Annotated in this window: 12 protein-coding genes; 3 read left to right on the top strand and 9 right to left on the bottom strand. The window is 70.3% G+C overall.

Translation table 11 applies throughout. From position 1 onward, the window contains the following. Positions 1 to 504 precede the first annotated feature (504 nt). The 3 genes from FNX44_RS12705 to thyX all read right to left on the bottom strand — a co-directional run bounded on the left by FNX44_RS12705 (position 505) and on the right by thyX (position 4,191). A complete protein-coding gene (locus tag FNX44_RS12705) occupies positions 505 to 2,190 on the bottom strand; it encodes a ribonuclease J (protein WP_143648174.1) in 1,686 nt (561 codons plus the stop codon). A gap of 184 nt (positions 2,191 to 2,374) precedes the next feature. Then, the gene (dapA, locus tag FNX44_RS12710; RefSeq protein ID WP_143648175.1) at positions 2,375 to 3,298 is read right to left on the bottom strand and encodes a 4-hydroxy-tetrahydrodipicolinate synthase; all 924 of its coding nucleotides are present in this window, start codon (positions 3,296 to 3,298) and stop codon (positions 2,375 to 2,377) included. A gap of 200 nt (positions 3,299 to 3,498) precedes the next feature. Further along, positions 3,499 to 4,191 (bottom strand): FAD-dependent thymidylate synthase, encoded by a 693-nt coding sequence (gene thyX, locus FNX44_RS12715; protein ID WP_153507211.1) that lies wholly within the window; start codon positions 4,189 to 4,191, stop codon positions 3,499 to 3,501. Between the two features lie 233 nt (positions 4,192 to 4,424). Between thyX and FNX44_RS12720 the strand changes: the two genes are divergently transcribed. Then, complete coding sequence (locus FNX44_RS12720) at positions 4,425 to 4,682, top strand: hypothetical protein (RefSeq protein ID WP_143648177.1); 258 nt, start codon at positions 4,425 to 4,427, stop codon at positions 4,680 to 4,682. A gap of 146 nt (positions 4,683 to 4,828) precedes the next feature. Continuing rightward, entirely contained in the window at positions 4,829 to 5,389 is a 561-nt protein-coding gene (locus tag FNX44_RS12725; protein ID WP_143648178.1) for an SCO5741 family PH domain-containing membrane protein, read from the top strand. Between the two features lie 37 nt (positions 5,390 to 5,426). Here FNX44_RS12725 and FNX44_RS12730 read toward each other — a convergent pair whose 3' ends face one another. The 6 genes from FNX44_RS12730 to eccD form a co-directional block, all read right to left on the bottom strand. Further along, positions 5,427 to 5,873, bottom strand: coding sequence for a tetratricopeptide repeat protein (locus tag FNX44_RS12730; RefSeq protein ID WP_143648179.1), 447 nt, complete (start codon positions 5,871 to 5,873; stop codon positions 5,427 to 5,429). A gap of 10 nt (positions 5,874 to 5,883) precedes the next feature. Next, positions 5,884 to 6,642, bottom strand: coding sequence for a 4-hydroxy-tetrahydrodipicolinate reductase (gene dapB, locus FNX44_RS12735; protein WP_143648180.1), 759 nt, complete (start codon positions 6,640 to 6,642; stop codon positions 5,884 to 5,886). Positions 6,643 to 6,701: 59 nt separating this feature from the next. Beyond that, positions 6,702 to 8,099, bottom strand: coding sequence for a M16 family metallopeptidase (locus FNX44_RS12740; protein ID WP_143648181.1), 1,398 nt, complete (start codon positions 8,097 to 8,099; stop codon positions 6,702 to 6,704). Then, positions 8,096 to 10,330, bottom strand: coding sequence for a polyribonucleotide nucleotidyltransferase (locus FNX44_RS12745; protein WP_143648182.1), 2,235 nt, complete (start codon positions 10,328 to 10,330; stop codon positions 8,096 to 8,098). The genes FNX44_RS12740 and FNX44_RS12745 overlap by 4 nt, the downstream gene beginning before the upstream one ends. Positions 10,331 to 10,602: 272 nt before the next feature. Next, positions 10,603 to 10,893, bottom strand: a complete 291-nt coding sequence (gene rpsO, locus FNX44_RS12750; RefSeq protein WP_143648183.1) for a 30S ribosomal protein S15 — start codon at positions 10,891 to 10,893, stop codon at positions 10,603 to 10,605. 166 nt (positions 10,894 to 11,059) lie between these two features. Continuing rightward, positions 11,060 to 12,529: a type VII secretion integral membrane protein EccD gene (gene eccD, locus FNX44_RS12755; protein ID WP_143648184.1), complete on the bottom strand. Its 1,470-nt coding sequence runs from the start codon at positions 12,527 to 12,529 to the stop codon at positions 11,060 to 11,062. Positions 12,530 to 12,835: 306 nt separating this feature from the next. On the opposite strand from eccD, the gene eccCa reads away from it, so the two are divergent. Further along, on the top strand, positions 12,836 to 16,486 hold a 3,651-nt coding region (eccCa, locus tag FNX44_RS12760; protein WP_143648185.1), incomplete at its 3' end, for a type VII secretion protein EccCa.

Here is a 16,486-nt window from a genome sequence, read left to right on the forward strand (position 1 = left end):
CTCCATGAATGCTTCCCCGTAATCGGGGTCACAACCACAGAAGAGCGGAACAAGCAGGCGGAATAAGCCCACTCGTTCACAGCGTCCTCGCTGTGTTGTGTTTCAAAGGAACCTCGACCATCCACAAAACGTGAACGGACGGGGTATCAACATATCTGGCGTTGACTTTTGGCACACTGTTGAGTTCTCAAGGAACGGACGCTTCCTTCGGATTCCCTTCCGGGCTTCCTCCGGGCGCTTCCCTTCGGTGTTTCCAACCTTACCAGAGTTTTTCCGGCCCGTTTCACCGGACTGAATTCACTCTGCGGGCGTTGGATTCCCGTCGGCCTTTCGGCGCGTCCCGACTTTATCAGAGGTTCTGAGCCGGGTTTCCCGCCCTCCGGATCCTGTCGGAGCCATGTCTGACTCCGGGCGGTTCTCCCGGGCGGAGACGTCAACGTACTGGAGCGGGGCGCCTCGATGCAAATCGAGGCGCCCCGCGTCCGTACGGATGGTGACGGGTCGTCAGACCTCGACCACGACCGGAAGGATCATCGGGCGGCGTCGGTAGTTGTCCGACACCCAACGGCCCACGTTGCGGCGGATGAGCTGCTGGAGCTGGTGCACCTCCGTGACGCCGTCCTGTGCCGAGCGGTCCAGGGCCTCCTGGATGCGCGGGACGACTCCGCTGAAGTCGGCGTCGTCGATGCCGGAGCCCCGGCTGTGGATGTGCGGACCACCGGTGATCTTGCCGGTGGTGCTGTCCACGACCACGAAGACGGAGATGATGCCCTCGTCTCCGAGGATCCGCCGGTCCTTCAAGGCGCTCTCGGTCACGTCGCCGACGGACAGGCCGTCGACGTAGACGTAGCCGGCCTGCACCTTGCCGACGATCTTGGCCTTGCCCTCGATGAGGTCGACCACCACGCCGTCCTCGGCGATGACCACCTGGTCCTGGGGTACTCCGGTGAGCGCACCGAGTTCGGCGTTGGCCCGCAGGTGGCGCCATTCGCCGTGGACGGGCATCAGGTTGCTCGGCTGGCAGATGTTGTAGAAGTACAGCAGCTCGCCGGCCGAGGCGTGGCCGGAGACGTGCACCTTCGCGTTGCCCTTGTGTACGACGTTGGCGCCCCAACGGGTCAGCCCGTTGATCACCCGGTAGACGGCGTTCTCGTTGCCGGGGATGAGGGAGGACGCAAGGATCACCGTGTCGCCCTGGACGATGCGGATCTGGTGGTCCCGGTTCGCCATCCGGGACAGCGCCGCCATCGGCTCGCCCTGCGACCCGGTACAGACGAGCACGACCTCGTCGTCGGGGAGGTCGCCCAGCGCCTTGACGTCGACGACAAGCCCGGCGGGGATCTTCAGGTAGCCGAGGTCCCGGGCGATGCCCATGTTGCGGACCATCGAGCGGCCGACAAAGGCGACCCGGCGGCCGTACTCGTGCGCGGCGTCGAGGATCTGCTGGATGCGGTGGACGTGGCTGGCGAAGCTGGCCACGATGATCCGCTTCTGGGCGCCGGCGAAGACCTGCCGCAGTACCTGCGAGATGTCCCGCTCGGGCGGGACGAAGCCCGGGACCTCCGCGTTGGTGGAGTCCGAGAGCAGCAGGTCGATGCCCTCCTCGCCGAGGCGGGAGAAGGCGCGGAGGTCGGTGAGGCGGCCGTCGAGCGGCAGCTGGTCCATCTTGAAGTCGCCGGTGTGCACGACCAGGCCGGCGGGGGTGCGCACGGCCAGCGCGAGCGCGTCCGGGATGGAGTGGTTGACCGCGATGAACTCGCAGTCGAACGGGCCGACCCGCTCCCGGTGGCCCTCCTGGACCTCCAGGGTGTAGGGGCGGATCCGGTGCTCCTGGAGCTTGGCCTCGATGAGCGCGAGGGTGAGCTTGGAGCCGATCAGCGGGATGTCCGGCTTCTCGCGCAGCAGGTAGGGCACGCCGCCGATGTGGTCCTCGTGCCCGTGGGTGAGGACGATGCCGTCGATGTCGTCGAGGCGGTCCCGGATGCTGCTGAAGTCGGGCAGGATGAGGTCGATGCCGGGCTGCTCCTCCTCGGGGAAGAGCACGCCGCAGTCGACGATCAGCAGTCGGCCGTCGAACTCGAAGACGGTCATGTTGCGGCCGATCTCCCCCAGGCCGCCCAGCGGGGTGACTCGGAATCCGCCTTCGGGGAGTGGTGGCGGTGAGCCGAGTTCGGGGTGTGGATGACTCAAAAGACTCTCCTCACCGCACGCGCCACGCACCCCCCTGGGCACGTGGCGCGTGCGATCGTCTGGCGCCGCGCGCCCGGGCGCGGCGGTTGTCGTACGGGTTCCTCTTGTCCGGTGTGCTGACGTTCGGTTGGTGACGTGTTCGGTGTGCTGACGTTCGGTGTGCTGACGTTCGGTGTGCCGGCGGCTAGGGAGCCGTGGAGTCCGCCGGGGTGAGCTGGACGCCGCCCGCGGTCAGGTCGCGGTGCAGCTGGGCTGCCTCCTCCTCGGTGAGCTCCACCAGGGGCAGCCGGAGCGGGCCGGCAGGCAGGCCCTGGCTCATGAGCGCCGCCTTGGTGGTGATCACTCCCTGGGTGCGGAACATTCCGGTGAAGACCGGGAGCAGCTTCTGGTGGATCTCGGTGGCCTTGGCGACGTCGCCGCTGAGGTGGGCCTCGAGCATCGCGCGCAGTTCGGGGGCGACGAGGTGGCCGACGACGGAGACGAAGCCGACCGCGCCGACGGACAGCAGCGGCAGGTTCAGCATGTCGTCGCCGGAGTACCAGGCCAGGCCGCTGGTGGCGATGGCCCAGCTGGCGCGGCCGAGGTCGCCCTTGGCGTCCTTGTTGGCCACGATGCGGGGGTGCTCGGCGAGGCGGACGATCGTCTCGGTGTTGATCGGCACTCCGGAGCGGCCGGGGATGTCGTAGAGCATGACCGGCAGGTCGGTCGCGTCGGCGACGGCGGTGAAGTGCCGGTAGAGCCCCTCCTGCGGGGGCTTGTTGTAGTAGGGCGTCACGGCGAGCAGGCCGTGGGCGCCGGCGTCGGCGGCCGCGCGGGCCAGCTCGAGGCTGTGGCGGGTGTCGTTGGTGCCGGCTCCGGCGACGACGAAGGCGCGGTCTCCGACGGCCTCCACGACGGCTCGGACGAGCCGGGCTTTCTCCGCATCGCTGGTGGTCGGGGACTCGCCGGTGGTGCCGTTGACGATGAGACCGTCATTGCCGGCGTCCACGAGGTGGGCGGCGAGACGCTGCGCGCCGTCGAGGTCGAGTTCGCCGTCCGCGGCGAACGGCGTGACCATCGCGGTCAGGACCCGCCCGAAGGGCGTCTGCGGTGTGGAGGTCGGAGCCATGGATCCCACGCTACTCGCAGCCGGGTGCCCGGCGCTCCCTAGGGGTGAGGTCGAATGTGGATCCCGGCACTGCCTGCTCGGGGGTTCAGACAGTGCCGGGTCCGTACTTCAGCGTAGATGAATCGGATGAAATGCCGCAATACGGACACAGCCATCCGAGAGGGAGTGGCTTCCGATGCCCAGCGGGCGGCACTTTCCGGTCAGGGCGCGACACGCCCGTTCGCGTTGAACGCCTGGTGGGTGAGTGGCATCAGCTTCGCCCACTCCGCCTCCATCAGCTCCGCGACCATCTCGATCTCGCGCTGCGGGAAGGACGGCACGCGGGCCAGCTCGTGCTGGGTGCGCAGGCCGAGGAAGTGCATCAGCGACCGGGCGTTGCAGGTGGCGTACATGGAGGAGTAGAGGCCGACCGGCAGGGTGGCCCTGGCGACCTCCCGCGCCACACCGGCGCCCAGCATCTCCTGGTAGGCGGCGTACGACTGCCGATAGGACTCGGTCATCTGCTCCTGGACGACCTCGAGCTGCTTCTCGCTGCCCTCGACGAACTCGTACTTGCCGGGCCGGCCCTGCTGGACGAGCTTGCGGGAGGCGTCCGGCACGTAGAAGACCGGCTCCAGCTCGCGGTACCGGCCGCTCTCCTCGTTGTAGCTCCAGCCCACGCGGTGGCGGTGGAACTCACGGAAGACGAACAGCGGCGCGCTGACGAAGAACGTCATCGAATTGTGCTCGAACGGGCTGCCGTGCCGGTCCCGCATGAGGTAGTTGATCAGACCCTTCGACCGCTGCGGGTCCTTCTCCAGCTCCTCCAGGGACTGCTCCCCGGCGGTGGAGACCCGGGCCGCCCACAGGACGTCCGTGTCGGCCGCGCTGTGCTTGACCAGCTCGACGGTCATGTCGCTGCGGAAGCGGGGAGAGTCGGTCACCGCGAGGTTCCTTCCAGGTCTGCTCGACGTGCGGGTTCAGCCTATGCCTCCCGGGAGGCCGCCATGTCACCGGTTGCCCGGGCCGGCTCGCCGGACGGGGATGCCGACCGTGGCCGGAACGTTGCCGTGCGCAGGCAACTTTCCGGGGCTTCCGCACGTCTGTACGTGTGAGACCCGAGATGAGAGTTGGGGGAGGATTTGCCATGTTCGGACGCGGGACCGGTGCCGGCGCCCAGCAGGTTCCGTTCGCCTTCGTGGCGGAGGCGGATCGATTCCGCGACAACGTCACGCCACCGCCGCGCGAGCGGGCCGGTACCGGCGAGATAGCCGGACGGGTACTCATCGGGCTTGTCGTGGTCTCCGGGCTGGTCGGCTCACTGCTGCTGGGGATGCCGGCGCTCGACGTGGAGCAGCAGCGCGACCGGGTGCAGCAGCAGGAACAGGCCGGGCACAGCCGCTGACCCGACGGCCGCGGGCGGGCCGTGGTACGCCGCGTCGGCACGCCGTGTCGGCGCCCGGCCTGGTGAGGCGCGGGCGGGCCGGATAGCCTCACGTGCCACAGGAGTCGTTCCTGTCCACGAGAACAACCCGTGAACGAGGATCCGCCGTGCCCATGTCCTTCCTGACGGCCGATGACGATCTGCGCGATCACGCGCACCCGGCCGAGGAACCGTTGCCCTTCGAGGACCGCGGGCGGTGGCGGCGCCCCTACCGGCCAGGACCGTGGCGGGTGGCCGGCGCCGCGCTGCTGCTCCTGCTCTCCGCCTACCTGCTGGTCTCGGCGCTGATCATCGTGCTCGCGGGCACGCTCAAGGGCGGCGCGGTGTGTCTGGCGGCAGCCGTCGTGGTGATCGGCTGCGCGCTGCGGACGCTGCGCGTGGGGATCTGGGTCAGCTCGCACGGCCTGCGTCAGGTGGGCCTGCTGTGGACGAGGACGCTGCCGTGGGCCCAGGTGGCCTCCGTGCGGACCGTCCAGCAGCCGGTGCGGTGGCTGGGGCTGCCGCGCGGGGTGCAGGGCCAGGCGCTGGTCGTCCGGCGGCACTCCGGTGACGCGCTGCGGGTCCTGCTGACGGACCACAGCGCGGACTTCCTCTCCCGCCCGGAGGCCTTCGACCGGGCGGCCGACGTCCTGGAGGCGTGGGCGGACGAGCATCGCGTTCCCCGCTGACGGCCGCCCGTCCCCCGGCACCGCCGGGGGACGGTTCTCAGCCGTCGGCCGTGCGGCGCAGGGTGATCGCTCGCTGCATGGCCTTGCGGGCGCGCGGGGTGTCCCGCGCGTCGTGGTAGGCGACGGCGAGCCGGAACCAGCTGCGCCAGTCCTCCGGGTTGGCTTCCGTCTCGGCTCTGCGGCGGGCGAAGACGGCGTCCGCGGACGCCTTGTCGACACGTCCGCTCGGGGTGCGCTCCAGCTCGTCCACCGGGAGACCGCCCTCGGCCTCCAGTTCCCTGGCCAGCCGGCCCGCCCGGTGCGCGAAGGCCGTGCTCTGCCAGAGGAACCACAGGCCGATCAGCGGTAGCACCAGCACCGCGACACCAAAGCCGACGGTGACCGGGGAGCCGTACGGGATGAGTGCCACGCCCCGGCCGCCGACCAGGACGAAGTACACGCACAGGACGGCGGCGAGAACGAAGTAGGTGATCTTCGCGCGCATGGCCGGTGCCTCAGCCGTCCAGGTCGAGGAAGTGTTCGAGCCCGAAGGTGAGCCCGGGCGTGTCCACGACCTTCCGGACGCCGAGCAGCACGCCGGGCATGAAGGAGTTGCGGTGCAGGGAGTCGTGCCGGATGGTCAGCGTCTCCCCCTCACCGCCGAACAGCACCTCCTGGTGGGCGATCAGGCCGCGCAGCCGCACCGCGTGCACGGGGACGCCGTCGACGTCCGCGCCCCGGGCGCCGTCCAGCGCGGTGCTGGTGGCGTCCGGCTGGGGCGGGCAGCCCGCCTCGGCCCGCGCGGAGGCGATGAGCTGGGCGGTGCGCACGGCGGTGCCGCTCGGTGCGTCCGCCTTGTTCGGGTGGTGGAGCTCCACGACCTCCACCGACTCGAAGAACCGGGCGGCCTGCTGCGCGAAGCGCATGGTGAGTACGGCGCCGATGCCGAAGTTCGGGGCGATGAGCACGCCGGTGGACGGCGATTCGGCGAGCCAGCCGCGCAGGGTGGCCAGGCGCTCGTCGGTCCAGCCCGTGGTGCCGACGACGCCGTGCACCCCGTTGCGGACGCAGAAGTCGAGGTTGTCCATCACCGCGTCGGGATGGGTGAGGTCGACGGCGACCTGGGCGCCGGCCTCGGTCACGGCCTCCAGCCGGTCACCCCGGCCGAGGGCGGCGACCAGTTCGAGGTCGTCGGCCGCGTCCACGGCCTTGACGGCCTCGGAGCCCATCCGGCCCTTGGCGCCGATCACTGCGACGCGCAGCGGCTTGCTCATCGTGGTGCTTCCTTTGCTTCAACGGGCGGGGCTGGTTCGAGGGCTAGTCCGGCGGGTCGTCAGGCGACCGCCTCGTCCAGTCGGGCGGCCTGCTTGTCGGTGAGCGGGCCGATCACCGACAGGGACGGGCGCTGCCCGAGCACCTGGGCGGCGACCTCGCGGACGTCCTCGGGAGTGACGGCGGCGATCCGGGCGAGCATGTCGTCCACCGACATCTGCTCGCCCCAGCACAGCTCGCTCTTGCCGATGCGGTGCATGAGCGCGCCGGTGTCCTCGAGGCCGAGCACGGTGGAGCCGGAGAGCTGGCCGACCGCGCGGCGCAGCTCCTCGTCGGGCAGGCCGTGCTCGGCGACCTGCGCGAGCTCGTCGCGGCAGATCTTCAGTACGTCGCGCACCTGGCCGGGGCGGCAGCCGGCGTAGACGCCGAAGAGGCCGCAGTCCGCGTAGCCGGAGGTGTAGGAGTACACCGAGTAGGCCAGGCCGCGCTTCTCCCGTACCTCCTGGAAGAGCCGGGAGCTCATGCCGCCGCCGAGCGCGGCGTTGAGCACACCGAGCGCCCAGCGGCGCTCGTCGGTGCGTGCCAGGCCCGGCATGCCGAGGACGACGTGCGCCTGCTCGGTGCGCCGGTCGAGCAGTTCGACACGGCCGGCGGTGCGCACGCGGCGGCTGCCGGCGCGCGGCGGCACCGGCACGGCGTCCTCGTTCCGCAGGGCGCCGGCCTGCTCGAAGGCGGCGCGCACCCGGCGGACGACGGTGTTGTGGTCGATGTTGCCGGCCGCGGCGACCACCAGGTGGGTGGGGTCGTAGTGCCTGCGGTAGAAGCGGGCGACGCGGTCCCGGGTGAGCGCGTTGACGGTGTCGACCGTGCCGAGGACCGGGCGGCCCAGCGGGGTGTCGCCGAACATGGTGTGCGCGAACAGGTCGTGCACGCAGTCACCGGGGTCGTCCTCGGTCATGGCGATCTCTTCGAGGATCACGCCGCGCTCGGCGTCCACGTCCTCGGCGCGGATCAGCGAGCCGGTGAGCATGTCGCAGACCACGTCGATGGCCAGCGGCAGGTCGGTGTCGAGCACCCGGGCGTAGTAGCAGGTGTACTCCTTTGCGGTGAAGGCGTTCATCTCACCGCCGACGGCGTCCAGCGCCGCCGAGATGTCCAGCGCGCTGCGCCGCCCGGTGCCCTTGAAGAGCAGGTGTTCGAGGTAGTGGGTGGCGCCGCCGAGCGCCGGGGTCTCGTCGCGGGAGCCGACGTGCGCCCAGATCCCGAAGGTCGCCGAGCGGACGGAGGGCAGCGTCTCGGTGACGACGCGCAGGCCGCCGGGCAGCACCGTCTTGCGGACCGTGCCGATGCCGTTGCTGCCCGCGAGCAGGGTGCGGGTCGAGGCGCGGCGCGGGTGACGGGCGACGGCCCGCCCCACCGTTTGGGTGGGGCGGGCCGTCGAACGGGACGGGTACGTCACTTGTCGGTGTCGTCCTTCGCCTCGCCGGTGTCGGCGGCCTTCTCGCCCTCCTCGTCCTCCAGGACGGGGATCAGGGAGAGCTTGCCGCGCTGGTCGATCTCGGCGATCTCGACCTGGACCTTCTGGCCGACGCCGAGGACGTCCTCGACGTTCTCCACGCGCTTGCCGCCGGCGAGCTTGCGGATCTGCGAGATGTGCAGCAGACCGTCCTTGCCGGGCAGCAGCGAGACGAACGCGCCGAAGGTGGTGGTCTTGACGACCGTGCCCAGGTAGCGCTCGCCGACCTCGGGCATCGTCGGGTTGGCGATGCCGTTGATCGTGCTGCGGGCGGCCTCGGCGGCCGGACCGTCGGCGGCACCGATGTAGATGGTGCCGTCGTCCTCGATGGTGATGTCGGCGCCGGTGTCCTCCTGGATCTGGTTGATCATCTTGCCCTTGGGGCCGATGACCTCGCCGATCTTGTCCACGGGGATCTTCACGGTGATGATCCGCGGGGCGTTCGGGGACATCTCGTCGGGGACGTCGATGGCCTCGTTCATCACGTCCAGGATGTGCAGACGCGCGTCGCGGGCCTGGTTGAGGGCCGCGGCGAGGACGGAGGCCGGGATGCCGTCCAGCTTGGTGTCGAGCTGGAGGGCGGTGACGAACTCGCGGGTGCCGGCGACCTTGAAGTCCATGTCGCCGAAGGCGTCCTCCGCACCGAGGATGTCGGTGAGGGTGACGTAGTGCGTCTCGCCCTCGATCTCCTCGGAGATCAGGCCCATGGCGATGCCGGCGACCGGCGCCTTGAGCGGCACGCCGGCGTTCAGCAGGGACATGGTCGAGGCGCAGACCGAGCCCATCGAGGTGGAGCCGTTGGAGCCCAGCGCCTCGGAGACCTGGCGGATCGCGTAGGGGAACTCCTCACGCGTCGGCAGGACCGGCACGATGGCGCGCTCGGCCAGCGCGCCGTGGCCGATCTCGCGGCGCTTGGGAGAGCCGACGCGGCCCGTCTCACCGGTGGAGTAGGGCGGGAAGTTGTAGTTGTGCATGTAGCGCTTGCGGGTCACCGGGGAGAGGGTGTCCAGCTGCTGCTCCATGCGGAGCATGTTGAGCGTGGTGACGCCGAGGATCTGCGTCTCGCCGCGCTCGAACAGCGCCGAGCCGTGCACCCGCGGGATGGCCTCGACCTCGGCGGCCAGCGTGCGGATGTCGGTGACACCGCGGCCGTCGATGCGCTTCTTCTCCTTGATCACGCGCTCGCGGACCAGCTGCTTGGTGAGCGAGCGGTACGCGGCGGAGATCTCCTTCTCGCGGCCCTCGAACTGCGGGAGCAGCTTCTCGGCGGCGAGCGCCTTGACGCGGTCGAGCTCGGTCTCCCGCTCCTGCTTGCCTGCGATGGTGAGCGCCTGGGACAGCTCGTCGCGGACGGCGGCGGTCAGCGCCTCGTACACGTCGTCCTGGTAGTCCAGGAAGATCGGGAACTCGCCGGTGGGCTTGGCGGCCTTGGCGGCGAGGTCGGACTGGGCGCGGCAGAGCACCTTGATGAAGGGCTTGGCGGCCTCGAGACCGGCGGCCACGACCTCCTCGGTCGGCGCCTGGACGCCGCCCTTGACCATCTCGACGGTCTTCTCGGTGGCCTCGGCCTCGACCATCATGATCGCGACGTCGCCGTCGGGCAGCACCCGGCCGGCCACGACCATGTCGAAGACGGCGTCCTCGAGCTCGCTGTGCGTCGGGAAGGCGACCCACTGGCCCTTGATGAGGGCGACGCGGGTGCCGCCGATCGGGCCGGAGAAGGGCAGGCCGGCGAGCTGCGTGGAGCAGGAGGCGGCGTTGATCGCGACCACGTCGTAGAGGTGGTCGGGGTTGAGCGCCATGATCGTCTCGACGATCTGGATCTCGTTGCGCAGGCCCTTCCTGAAGGAGGGGCGCAGCGGGCGGTCGATCAGCCGGCAGGTGAGGATGGCGTCCTCGGAGGGGCGGCCCTCGCGGCGGAAGAAGGAGCCGGGGATCTTGCCGGCGGAGTACATCCGCTCCTCGACGTCGACCGTGAGGGGGAAGAAGTCCAGCTGGTCCTTGGGGTTCTTGGACGCGGTGGTGGCCGACAGCACCATGGTGTCGTCGTCCAGGTACGCCACGGCGGAACCGGCGGCCTGCCTGGCCAGCCGTCCCGTCTCGAAGCGGATGGTGCGGGTGCCGAAGGCGCCGTTGTCGATGACGGCCTCGGCGTAGTGGGTCTCGTTCTCCACCAGTGTTGTCTCCTCGTCTGCGCCGGCCACGCGTGTCGCGGCCGGCTCGTACGGTGGAGCGCTCCCTGTGCGGGCCGGTCTTCGATCGAAGCACCCGGAAGTCGTTCCGTCCGAGTGCCACTACCGAGGACCGGCGTCGGGCGGGCGCGCCCCGCCTCATGTTGTCGTGCTCGTGATTCAGGTGTGGGACCAGACTACAAAGGTTCCGGTCACCGTGAGGTACGACGAAGGGAGCGGCCCCCGGTCCTGGGAACCGCTCCCTCCATCATCGTTCAGCGGGCGCCGGCCGCACCCCGGCGGATGCCGAGGCGGTCGACCAGGGCGCGGAAGCGCTGGATGTCCTTCTTCGCCAGGTACTGCAGCAGGCGGCGGCGCTGGCCGACGAGCAGCAGCAGACCACGGCGGGAGTGGTGGTCGTGCTTGTGGGTCTTCAGGTGCTCCGTCAGGTCGGTGATCCGACGGGTGAGCAGCGCCACCTGGACCTCGGGGGAGCCGGTGTCACCCTCCTTGGTGGCGAACTCGGAGATGATCTGCTTCTTCGTGGCGGCATCGAGGGACGACACGCGTACTCCTTGGTTTACTCGCCCTTGCGGGCAGCCACCGAGTGCCCCTGGTCTTGGCCACAGGGGAGCTTCCGTTACTCGGGAGGCGGGGATCCGCTGAGCGCTTCCTCCAGAGGGATCTCCGGGGGCGCGTACACAAACGGCCGCCCCTAGACTACACGAGGCGCTAGCTGGTCATGGCGCGGGCGGCGGCGTAGACGTCGAGGACCGCCAGGCACAGCGGGACGAGGGAGAGCAGTACCGCGCCCTCGAAGATGTCGAGCACCCTCCCCCAGAAGGGTGACAGACCCTTGTTGGGGACGATCAGTCCGACGGCGACGAGCACGGCCGCGCCCAGCGCGATGCTGCTGGAGAACCAGACGGTGTGGACGTTCAGCGGGCCGCTGTCGCCGTCCCGGTACAGCGCCTGGAGGGCCTCCACCGGCGGGTCGAGGGTGATGCCCAGCAGCAGGAGCAGCACGGTGACCAGGCCGCCGACGAGCAGGCAGGCGACCTGCGAGGTGTAGTCGAAGAGGCGGGCGCGCAGCATCATGGCGATGCCGGCGGCCAGCGCCAGCAGCTGGGCCCAGCCGTTGTCGGAGAAGCCGAGGATGACACCGGCGGCGATGGCGACCAGTGCCGAGCAGCCGGCGACGAGGCCGAGCAGCAGTTCGTGGCCGCGCCGGGCCTGGGCGGCGATCTTCAGCGAGTCGACGGCCTCGTCCTGGGTGCGCTTGCCGTCGTCGTAGTCGCGGCCCTGGGCGATCTGGTCGGGCGAGCGGTATCCGATGGGCAGCCGGGCGAACCGGGCGGACAGTCCGGGCAGCCAGGCCACCAGCGCGATGCCGACGACGGCGGTCACGGCGGCGACCTCGCTCGGCGGCACGTCGGTGAGGATGCCGACGAAGGTGGCGAGCGTGCCGGTGGCGGCCAGGAACGCGGCGGCGACGAACGGCGAGTCGCCGTACGGCAGCAGCGCCACCAGCAGCACGGAGGCGATCAGGACGACCACGCAGCCGACCAGGAAGTGGAGTCGTCCCGGGCCCTCGCCGCTCTCGGTGCCGAAGACGCCGGATCCGGCGAGCAGCAGGTGCGGCAGGGAGGCGAGGCCGAGCGCGATGGAGGAGTTGCGGTCGTCGTATATCCGGGCCCTGACGCCGGCCAGGGCGACCAGCGTGACGCCGGTGACGCCGGCGATGACGCCGGGCAGGCCGTGCATGTCGCGTTCGATCGGGTTGGCGAACCACAGCACGAACGCCATCATCGACAGCAGCAGCACACCGGCGGTGAGGCCGGCGGCGTTCATCAACTCGTCGCTCCAGCGGCGGCGGTTGCGCTTGACCGCCGAGGAGACGGCGTCCGACACGTCGTCGAAGACGGCCGGCGGCAGCGACTCGGCGAACGGGCGCAGCAGCAGCACGTCCCCGTCCAGGACGCGCTGTTCGGCCAGTGAGCGGCCGGCGTCGAGCACCGTGCCGTCGCGGCGGACGAGGTGGTAGCCGGTGGGGCTGCCCTCGGGTTGCACCTGGCCGGAGAGGCGCAGGATCTCCGGGTAGATGTCGACCAGCGGCACGTCCTCCGGGAGCGCCACGTCGATTCGTGCGTCCGGCGCGGCAACGGTGACCCGGCAGAAGCCGGTCCCTGCGGTCGTACTCACCTGGCGGAGCCCCCTCGTCCGGTGCTGCGGTTCTGTCTGCGTCTTTGTCTGCGGTTATGTCCGCTGTTTGTCCGCTTTTTGTCTGCACGCCGTCAGGGATAGGCGGCGGCGGAGCGTCAGCGTACCGTCGACGGGGGCAATGGCCCCACCCACCCCTGGGGTTGTCCTCGGTCAGTAGGATCACGGCCCAGTGCCAACCCCGCCCGCGTCGGTCGGTGTCGAACCCGCCGGGGCGGTTGCCACTGGGAGACCGTTCAACCACGGGGGCGGTCCGAACTGCGAGATGCGTGAAGGACTGGTGCGCCGGTGAGCGTGATCGTCGTCAAGCGCCCGCCTCGGGCTCTTCCGCCCGACGTACCGAGCGAGGAGGTGACGCTCGAGTCTCCGCCCGAGATCCCTCGCGAGGGCGACAACAACATGCTGATGAACCTCCTGCCCATGTTGGGCATGGGGGGTTCGGCGGCGTTCTTCTTCATGCCGGGCATAGGCAACCCGTTCATGAAGGTGATGGGCGTCATCATGCTCGGCTCGACGCTGGCCATGGTCATCGCCCAGATCGTCAAGTCCCGGCAGGGACCGTCGGGGCAGATGAACCAGGAACGTCAGGACTACCTCAAGTACCTGTCGCAGAAGCGGCGTGAGGTGCGGCGCACCGCGCACAAGCAGCGGGACGCGCAGCTCTTCCTGCATCCCAGCCCGGACCAGCTGTGGTCGATCGTCGCCGAGGGCCGGCGGGTGTGGGAACGCCGCGCCTCCGACGGGGACTTCGCGCAGGTGCGGATGGGCCTGGGGCCGCAGCAACTGGCCACCCCGCTCAAGGCGCCGGAGACCGCGCCGGTGGAGGAGCTGGAGCCGCTGACCGCGCACGCGATGAAGCAGTTCCTCTCCGTGCACGGCACGCTGGACGGGCTGCCGCTGGCGGTCTCGTTGCGCGCCTTCTACCACATCACCGTCTCAGGCGACCCGGACACCGTCTACGGCACCTCCCGCGCGGTCGTCGCGCAGCTGTGCACCCTGCACTCGCCGGAGGACCTGACGGTCGCGGTGGTGGCCGCGCCGGGCGCGCTCGCGGAGTGGGAGTGGGCCAAGTGGCTGCCGCACGTGCAGCACTCCTCCCTGGACGGCGCGGGCACCCGGCGGCTCATCGTCGAGGACCTGGGCGAGGTCGAGGAGTTGCTGGCCGACGACCTGGAGGGCCGGAGCCGGTTCAACCCGCAGGGCGCGCCGGTCGCCGACACCCCGCACGTGGTCATCGTGCTGGACGGCGGCGGGGTGCCGGCGGACTCCGTCATCGCGGGCGCCGACGGCCTCCAGGGCGTGACGATCCTCGAGGTGGTGCCCGGCGACCTGGACGAGCTGCGCAGCTCGCTCGCCGTCCAGGTGGCGCCCGGCAAGCTGACGCTGGAGTCCTCCAGCGGCGCGGTGTACACGGGAGAGCCGGACGTGCTGTCCGTCTCCGAGGCGGAGGCGCTGGCGCGGCTGCTCGCGCCGCTGCGCGCTGGTTCCGCCGACGGCGACGAACCACTGCTGGCCAACCTGGACTTCACCGACCTGATGAACATCGGAGACGCCGGTTCGGTGGACGTCTCCCGCACCTGGCGTCCGCGCACCCTGCACGAGCGGCTGCGGGTGCCGATCGGCCTCGGCCAGGACGGCCAGCCGGTCATGCTGGACGTGAAGGAGGCCTCGCAGGAGGGCATGGGCCCGCACGGCCTGTGCGTCGGCGCGACCGGTTCCGGCAAGTCGGAGCTGCTGCGCACGCTGGTGCTGGGGCTCGCGGTCACGCACTCGTCGGAGACGCTGAACTTCATCCTCGCCGACTTCAAGGGCGGCGCCACCTTCACCGGCATGTCGGACATGCCGCACGTCGCCGCCGTCATCACCAACCTCGCGGACGACCTCACCATGGTCGACCGCATGCGCGACGCGATCACCGGTGAACTCCAGCGGCGGCAGGAGCTGCTGCGGTCGGCCGGCAACTACGCCAACATCACCGACTACGAGAAGGCCCGCGCGGCCGGCGCCCCGCTGGAGCCGCTCGCCTCGCTGGTGATGGTGCTCGACGAGTTCAGCGAACTCCTCACCGCCAAGCCGGACTTCATCGACATGTTCATCCAGATCGGCCGTATCGGCCGGTCGCTCGGCGTGCACATGCTGCTCGCCTCGCAGCGACTGGAGGAGGGCCGGCTGCGCGGTCTGGACACCTACCTCTCCTACCGGATCGGTCTGCGCACCTTCTCCGCCGCCGAGTCCCGCGCCGCGATCGGCGTGCCGGACGCCTACCACCTCCCGAACGTGCCCGGCGCGGGCTACCTCAAGTACGACACCGAGACGATGGTGCAGTTCAAGGCCGCGTACGTGTCCGGGCCCTACCGGTCCGGCGGGGGCGGCGGCGGAGGCGGCGGCGTGCGCACCGACAGGCTGCCTGTGCTGTTCACCGCCGAGTCCGTGGAGCGGCACGTCATCGAGGAGCCGGAGCCGGAGGAGGTCCCGGAGCAGGAGGACGACGCACTGGCCGACACCGTGCTCGACGTCATCGTGCAGCGCCTCCAGGGCCAGGGCCCGCCGGCGCACCAGGTGTGGCTGCCGCCGCTGGAGGAGTCGCCGTCGATGGACCGGCTGCTGCCGGCGCTGGCCGTCAGCCCCGAACGCGGCGTGCACGCCGCCGAGTACACCGCGCAGAGCAAGCTCGTGGTGCCGTGCGCGATCGTGGACAAGCCGTTCGAGCAGCGCCGCGACGTCATGTACCTGGACTTCTCCGGCTCGGCCGGCCACGGCCTGGTCGTCGGCGGCCCGCAGTCCGGCAAGTCGATGATCCTGCGCACGCTCATGGCCGGGTTCGCGCTCACCCACACCCCCTACGAGGTGCAGTTCTACTGCCTCGACTTCGGCGGCGGCGGCATGCTCGCCTTCGAGGGGCTGCCGCACGTGGGCGGCGTCGCCACCCGCCTGGACGCGGAGAAGGTCCGCCGCACGGTCTCCGAGGTCGTCGGCATCCTCAACGCCCGTGAGGAGTTCTTCCGCGACAACGGCATCGACTCCATGGGCACGTTCCGCCAGCGGCGGGCCGCCGGCCAGTACCCGGACCAGCCCTGGGGCGACGTCTTCCTGGTCATCGACGGCTGGGCGACGTTCAAGACCGACTACGAGATGATGGACCCGGTCATCCTGGACATCGCCAGCCGCGGTCTGGGCTTCGGCGTCCACCTGGTCATCACCTCCGCCCGGTACACCGAGGTCCGCCCGGCGCTGCGCGACCAGCTGCTGAACCGGGTCGAGCTGCGGCTGGGCGACCCGATGGAGTCGGAGTTCGACCGCAAGCGAGCGGAGAACGTGCCGACCGGCCAGCCGGGACGCGGCCTGTCACCGGACAAACTGCACTTCCTGTCCGGCCTGCCGCGCATCGACGGCTCCAGCAACACCGAGGACCTTTCCGACGGCATGGCGCACTTCGTCTCCACCGTCGCCGAGCACTGGAACCTGCCGCCGGCGCCCAAGGTGCGCATGCTGCCGACGATGCTGTCGGTCAACGAGCTGCCACCCGGTGGCGCGCACCCCGAGCGAGGCATCGCCTTCGGCGTCGACGAGACGACGCTCTCCCCCGCGTTCATCGACTTCGAGAACGACCCGCTTTTTGTCGTCTTCGGCGAGAGCGAGTCGGGCAAGTCCTCGGTGCTGCGCCTGCTGGCGAAGCAGATCGCCGAGCGGTACAGCACCGACAAGGCGCTGATGGTCGTCGCCGACTACCGGCGCGCGCTGCTGGGCGAACTGCCCGACAGCCACGTCTACAAGTACTGCGCGGCGGGACCGCAGCTGCAGGAGGTGCTGACCGGGCTCGCCGGCTCGCTGGGCCGCCGCATGCCGGGCCCGGACGTCACACCCGAGCAGCTGCGCAACCGCAGCTGGTACGACCTGCCGGACGCCTTTGTGATCGTCGACGACTACGACCTGGTGGCC

It is taken from the genome of Streptomyces alkaliterrae (assembly GCF_007097205.2).
GTDB classification, from domain to species: Bacteria; Actinomycetota; Actinomycetes; order Streptomycetales; family Streptomycetaceae; genus Streptomyces; species Streptomyces alkaliterrae.

Coding starts and splice junctions, on each gene's coding strand:
- dapA (WP_143648175.1), bottom strand. CDS start 3,298: ATGGCTCCGACCTCCACACCGCAGACGCCCTTCGGGCGGGTCCTGACC.
- thyX (WP_153507211.1), bottom strand. CDS start 4,191: ATGACCGTCGAGCTGGTCAAGCACAGCGCGGCCGACACGGACGTCCTG.
- FNX44_RS12720 (WP_143648177.1), top strand. CDS start 4,425: ATGTTCGGACGCGGGACCGGTGCCGGCGCCCAGCAGGTTCCGTTCGCC.
- FNX44_RS12730 (WP_143648179.1), bottom strand. CDS start 5,873: ATGCGCGCGAAGATCACCTACTTCGTTCTCGCCGCCGTCCTGTGCGTG.
- dapB (WP_143648180.1), bottom strand. CDS start 6,642: ATGAGCAAGCCGCTGCGCGTCGCAGTGATCGGCGCCAAGGGCCGGATG.